The following is a 6,823-nucleotide window of genomic DNA, read 5'->3' on the forward strand; positions in this document are numbered from 1 at the left end:
ATTAGCTTACAACATGGCATATTGCCTAGAACGATTTAACTAGCACCACGCGTATATAATATATAATTTAATGAAAAAACTATATTGGTATAGCAATGTAAAGATTGAAATATATTTCGAGATCTAAAATGAGGTTCAAGTCCTGAAACAAAGTCTGAAGCCAATGAAAACGAATACAAACTAGAAGAAAAATGTTATAAATATATGCGTAAGGTAATTAAACAATTCGAAAAGATATCAACTTACTAAAAAGGAGAATAAAGAACTATGGATGGTAAGAAATATTCAGTAGTTATTGCCGGTGGTGGTAGTACTTTTACACCAGGATTTGTACTCGACTTAATCAAGAGCCAAGACAAGTTCCCAATGAGACAATTGAAGTTCTACGATAACGATGCAGAACGTCAAAAGAAGATTGGTGAAGCTGTTAAGATCATCATGAAGGAAAGAGCTCCACAAATTAAGTTCTCATACACCACTGATCCTAAGGAAGCCTTTACTGACGTTGACTTCGTAATGGGTTCAATTCGTGTTGGTAAATACCACATGAGAAGTTTAGATGAAAAGATTCCATTAAAATATGGCGTAAACGGTCAAGAAACTACAGGACCCGGAGGTATGGCTTACGGTCTTCGTTCAATTCCTGCAATCATTCAAATTATTGACTGGATGCAAGAATACTCACCAAACGCTTGGATGATCAACTACTCCAACACTATTGCGATTGTTGCTGAAGCTTGCCGTCGTCTTCGTCCAGGTGCAAAAATTATCAACATTTGTGATATGCCTATTGATGACATGGACAGAATGGCAGCTATCTGCGGTCTTGACAGCTGGCACGACATTGACTTCAACTACTACGGCTTGAACCACTTCGGCTGGTGGAAAGAAGTTAGAAACAAGAAGACCGGCGAAGACTTAATGCCTAAGCTTAAGGAATACGTTAAGGATCACGGCTACTGGGTAGGCGGCGATTACGACAAGGATACTGAAGCTTCATGGGAAGCAACATTCAAGAAGGTTGCTGACGACTACAAGATGGATCCAGAAACCTTGCCAAACAACTACATGCAATACTACTACTTCCCACAATATGAAGTAGCAAACGCCGATCCAAAGCACACTCGTACTGATGAAATTCGTGAACACCGTCAAAAGATCGTCTTCGGTGAATGTGAAAGAATCGTTAAGGCAGGTACTGCTAAGAATAATATTTGGGACATTTCAGGTTTGCACTCAGAATATATCGTAGATATTATTCACGCTATTGCCTACAACACTCACGAGAAGTTCTTAGCTAACTGCGAAAACAATGGTGCTATTTCAAACATGGATCCAGATTCAATCGTTGAAGTTCCAGCATTGTTTGGTGCTGATGGTATTCAACCAATGGCAACTGGTAAGGCTGGCCGCTTCCAAAGAGGTTTGATGATGGAACAACAAACCTGTGAAAAATTGGTTGTTGATGCTTATGTAGAACACTCATACCAAAAGATGCTCCAAGCCTTTGCTTTGAACAAGACTGTTCCAGATGCATCTGTAGCCAAGAAGATCTTGGATGACATGATTCCAGTTAACGCTCCATATTGGCCAGAACTTAAATAACAATTTTAAAAGTCATAACAAATAAGAAAAAGGTAACTATTCTATAATTGAATAGCTACCTTTTTTGTGCTGATCATGATATTCTGAACTTGATATAAAGTTATGGCAGAAAGGACATAGAAATGGATTTAGAAACAGTAGTAATGAAGAAAAAAGAAAGCTTCAATGATACTGATAAGGCAATAGTCAGTTATTTGCTCAAGTATCCCAAGGAAGCTAGTAAGTTGAGCTTAATGGAATTAGCGCAGAAATTATATGTTTCTAAATCTGCTATTTTTCGTTTGAGTAAAAAATTAGGCTTGAGCGGTTTTAGTGAACTTAAATTTGAATTGTCTGAATTGATTGCGAGAAAAGAGCAATATGCTAAGCATGCACAAGAATTGCAATTTGACGATAATCTGCAGAAAATAATCAATGACACCTTTAAATATTTTAAGGGATTGAATTTGCATAACTTATGTGCGGATTTAGATCAAGCAGGAACTATCTATATTTATTCGACGGGATGGCAACAGCAGATTATTGCGGAGTATTTGGCTCATTCTTTTTACTTAATAGGTAAAAACGCGATTATTTTACCAGGTGCGCGTGATGAAGTTTCAATGCTGGGTCAAGCTGCCAAAGAAAATGATATGTTGTTTGTAATTTCATTTGGTGGTTTTAATAAGACAATTATTGAGGAATTGAAGAAAATCGATGTTATTAATAATAAGTTAAAGCTAGTTTCTTTAACAAGCTGGCAGCCGGGAAAATTAGCTTCTCTTAGTGATTACAGCTTCTTTTTCAAGACTACGCCATTTCAGTTTAGTAAAAAGGTCGTGACTTTCAGTTCAGCCTATGTTCTAATTGATCTAATCATTAATGAATATGCAAAACGGCGTAAATTGCAAAGGTAGAGGAAATAAAGATGGAAAAAAAGAAGTTATTATTGCTTTCAACTGGTGGGACGATTGCATCAGTTGCATCTAATGCAGGGTTAGTACCTAAAGAAACTGGCGAAGAATTGATTAAAATGCTGGGTAAATTACCGTATGATATCGACGTTCACGATATTTTGCAGCTCGACTCTTCTAATATTCAACCAGAAGAATGGAAATTTATTGCGGAAAATGTTTATAAATATCGTAATGACTATGATGGAATCGTGGTTTCACACGGTACCGATACAATGGCTTATACTGCTTCAATGTTAGCATTTATGTTGAAGAATATTAATATTCCAGTGGTTTTGACTGGAAGCCAGGTACCTATCAATGTTGTCTTAAGTGACGCCCACGATAATTTGCGTTTAGCTTTTGCGGCAGCAGCTACTTGTCCACCTGATATTTATTTAGCCTTCCATAATAAAATTATGTTGGGCTGCAGAGCCGTTAAGGTTAGAACGACTAACTTTGATGCTTTTGAAAGTGTTAACGTTCCGCCTGTTGCAACCGTTTCTTCAGATGGCTTGGTCTTCAATCCTGATTACACACCCAAGAAAAAAACGGGTGAAACTTGCTTGAATACCAAGATTGACTCTAATGTTTCTTTAGTTAAATTATTCCCAGGCTTTGATCCTGATTTACTTTTTGCGATGGTAGATAGTGGCTGCCAAGGAATTGTTATTGAAGCCTATGGCTTAGGTGGAATGAACTTTATTCGCCGTAACATGGTGGCCGCAATTGGTAAGTTGATCAGACAGGGCATCCCTGTAATTGCCAGCAGCCAATGTTTATATGAACGTAGTGACCTAACTAAGTATGAAGTAGGACGCGAAGCCTTGCTAGAAGGTGCGATCAGTGCGTGCGACATGACTTCTGAGAGTGCCATTACCAAGTTGATGTGGGCACTAGGCCAGGACATGAACGTCCATGAAGTGGCAGATTTCTTTAATACAGATGTGGCCGGGGAAGTAACTCTTAAGACTAACTAAAGAATGTTACAATTTAGTTAAATGTAAGCGCAGACAATACTAATAGATCGATACTTTTTGTATAATATAGCCAAAAGGAGTGCACATATATGAAAAGTAAACTATTAGAAAAAGTCTGGCTTACTTTAGCGGCATTAGGAATTGGGGTATCTCTTTTTGCTAATAATTCAAATCAGCTGATTGAGTCTAATGCGCAAACATTTTCTAGTGCAATCGTTAAAAAGTAAACTATGAAAAGACTAAGCCAATCTTGCATACTTGTAAACAAGTCTTAAAGCTGCGTAAAGAACATGAGCGTTTAACGCCGGAGCAAGACAGCTTACTTAAAGATATTGAAGAATTAAATTAAGTGTATGAAAAAAGGATCCTACATGAGGATCCTTTATTTTTATTCTTCAATTAATTGGTTTTTGTTTGAATTAGTTCTTAGCTTCTTAAATCCTTTGAAAATTTCAACTTGTACAATTGAAAGCAAGGATAAGGCGATGACAACTAACCATTGACCAGCTGAAAGATTAGTAATGTAGAATACTTTTCGTAAAGTTGGAACAAATAGGATCAAGCCCATGAAAAATGCGGAAACAATGAATGAAATTACCAACCACATATTCATACCGGTAGCTCTCTTCCAGATAGGATCGGTGTTAGAGTGCTGGTTAAAGGCTCTCAACATTTGTGATAAAGCCAATACGCTGAAGGCCATTGTTTGACCAGTGATTGGATTATCAATGCTTGCACCAATGAAGTAAGCAATTAAAGTCATCAGCGCAACGAAGATTCCCTGAGTAATCACGCGCCACACAAGATCTTTTTCAAAAAGAGTACCTGGATTTACGGGCTTATGTTTCATAATGTTTTTGTTTGCAGGGTCAACGCCTAAAGCAAGAGCAGGTAGAGTAGCAGTGGCTAAGTTTACCCACAGGATATGCACAGCTAATAATGGTGTATCCCAGTTAAATAATGTCGCAACAAACAAAGTAGTAATTTCAGCAATATTACCAACTAACAAGAATTGGATTACTTTTTGAATGTTACGGTAAACGCGACGACCTTCTTTGATTGCGTAAGCAATAGTAGTAAAACTGTCATCTAAAAGTACCATATCAGCCACGTCTTTGGCTACATCGGTACCGGTAACACCCATGGCTATACCGATATCGGCAGCCTTTAAAGCAGGTGAGTCGTTAACACCATCACCAGTCATTGCCGTTACTTCACCGTTACGCTTCAAGCTTTGAATAATTCTTAACTTATCGGTAGGTGAAACGCGGGCAAAGACAGTCGTCTTTTTAACCGCTTGATCAAGTTCGTCGTCAGACATTTGATCAAGTTCAATGCCAGATATAGCCAAGTCACCGTTTTGGTAAATATTGAGCTTTTTAGCAATAGCTAAAGCAGTAATCTTGTGGTCACCAGTAATCATAATGGTTCTAATGCCGGCCTGACGACAAGTCTTAACCGATTCCGCCACTTCTTCACGAGGTGGGTCGATCATACCGCTGATACCAATGAAAGTTAACTTATTTTCTAAATCGGTTCCTTCACTTGGCAAGTTATCCACAACTCTTGTGGCAAAGCCTAGTACGCGTAATGCCTCGTTAGACATGTTTTGCATCAAGTTCAAGATTCGTTTTTTATCATTAGTCGTAATTGGACGAACGCCATTATCAGTCATGATGTGATTACATAACGGTAACATTTCGTCTACTGCACCCTTAGTAAAGGAAACATATTGACCATTAATTTCATGCAAGGTGGTCATTCGTTTTCTATCTGAATCAAATGGTTGTTCAAATAGACGTGGGTGAGCCTTTTTTAATTCTGTTTGGTTGAAGCCTAATTTTTTAGCAAAGGGAATTAAAGCAACCTCGGTAGGATCACCGATCGCCTCGTTATCCTTCAAGCTGGCGTCGTTACAAAGGGCACCAGCATAGGCTAACGCTTGGTAAACCTTATTAGGTTTAATATCTTTAACATCAATTTCATTGAAGTCGCCAGCAGCTATTTTAGTAACTGTCATCTTATTTAAAGTTAAAGTACCGGTTTTATCGGAACAAATGACAGTAGCGTTACCCAAGGTTTCCACAGCTGGTAATTTCTTAATCAAAGCATTCTTTTTTACCATGCGCTTAACGCCAAGGGCCATCACAATTGTAGCTGTGGCAGGCAAACCTTCAGGAATAATGGAGATTGCTAACGAAATAGCGATTAAAAATTGGGGTAAAAGTGGTTTTTGGTACATTGCACCAATGATAAATACCAAGATGCAGACAAAAATACCAATGATTGTTAAAACTTTACCAACGCTAGTTAATTTACGTTTTAATGGCGTTTCAATTTCAGTTTGATCTTCTAGTATGCCGGCAATGGCACCCATTTCGGTGTTCATACCTGTAGTGGTCACGACACCTAGTCCGCGTCCGTAGGTAACAATTGAAGAGCTGAAAGCCATATTGATGCGGTCACCAAGACTGCAGTCTTTAGCCAAAACAGTATCTGCATCTTTTTCCACAGGTACGGATTCACCTGTGAGGGATGCTTCCTGAATCTTTAGGTTGGCGGATTCGAGAAGACGCATGTCTGCTGGAACCATGTCACCATCGTGCAAGTTGACAATATCACCGACTACTAATTCTTTAGCGGGGATTAGTTGCTCCTTGCCGGCGCGAATAACATGAGCCATGGGAGCACTCATATCCCGCAAAGCAGCTAAGGATGATTGAGCTTTCTTTTCCTGCACAATACCAATAATAGTATTGATGACCACGATCATAGCAATGATGATCGCTTCAGTATATTCATGAAAAAGAGCTGAAAAGAAGGCTGCGCCGATTAGAATCATGATCATTGGATCAATGATTTGCTCTTTGATCATTTGCAAGGTGGTTTTAGGAGGCTTAGCAGCAAGTTCGTTTAAACCATCTTTTTGACGTATTCGAACTGCGTCATCGCTTAAGCCAGCTTCTGATGTATTTGTCTCTGTTAGTACCTCAGACTGAGTAACAGCCCAAGGCTTTTGTATGTGATTATCCATAAAGGACATATCACTCCTTTCGTCAAAAATAAAATAGAGAATGGCCTTTAACAAAGCCATTCCCCATTTGAGAAACTTCTTCAGTTTTCATTTGTGTATTGGCAGCGTCATTGGCGCCTCTCAATATATAAATCGTTATAAGAAATAATATCAGCGAAGTGACGCGATGTCAATAAGCGATAAATATTATTTTTTGGTTATCATTAGTAAAGAAAAAGGTTCAGTATAAAAACTTGTGTAAACGGCTGTGAGATTTAGGATGCCTTTCGGGA

Annotated in this window: 5 protein-coding genes; 4 read left to right on the forward strand and 1 reads right to left on the reverse strand. The window is 38.5% G+C overall.

Annotated features, from left to right (window positions below):
• The first annotated feature begins 267 nt into the window (after positions 1-267).
• The 4 genes from CP368_RS08830 (at position 268) to CP368_RS10610 (ending at position 3,744) form a co-directional block, all read left to right on the forward strand.
• The gene (locus CP368_RS08830; RefSeq protein ID WP_098037209.1) at positions 268-1,605 is read left to right on the forward strand and encodes a 6-phospho-alpha-glucosidase; all 1,338 of its coding nucleotides are present in this window, start codon (positions 268-270) and stop codon (positions 1,603-1,605) included.
• A 122-nt stretch (positions 1,606-1,727) separates the two neighbouring features.
• On the forward strand, positions 1,728-2,501 hold the full coding sequence (locus CP368_RS08835; RefSeq protein WP_025006020.1) for a MurR/RpiR family transcriptional regulator: 774 nt from the start codon (positions 1,728-1,730) through the stop codon (positions 2,499-2,501).
• Between the two features lie 11 nt (positions 2,502-2,512).
• Positions 2,513-3,517, forward strand: a complete 1,005-nt coding sequence (locus CP368_RS08840; RefSeq protein ID WP_098044350.1) for an asparaginase — start codon at positions 2,513-2,515, stop codon at positions 3,515-3,517.
• An 89-nt stretch (positions 3,518-3,606) separates the two neighbouring features.
• Positions 3,607-3,744 (forward strand): hypothetical protein, encoded by a 138-nt coding sequence (locus CP368_RS10610; RefSeq protein WP_087236253.1) that lies wholly within the window; start codon positions 3,607-3,609, stop codon positions 3,742-3,744.
• A 161-nt stretch (positions 3,745-3,905) separates the two neighbouring features.
• Here the strand turns inward: CP368_RS10610 and CP368_RS08855 are convergent, their stop codons facing one another.
• Entirely contained in the window at positions 3,906-6,551 is a 2,646-nt protein-coding gene (locus CP368_RS08855; protein ID WP_098044352.1) for a calcium-translocating P-type ATPase, PMCA-type, read from the reverse strand.
• Positions 6,552-6,823 lie beyond the last annotated feature (272 nt).

The sequence above is a fragment of the Lactobacillus sp. UMNPBX17 genome (assembly GCF_002553735.1).
In the GTDB taxonomy this organism is placed as follows: Bacteria; Bacillota; Bacilli; order Lactobacillales; family Lactobacillaceae; genus Lactobacillus; species Lactobacillus gallinarum.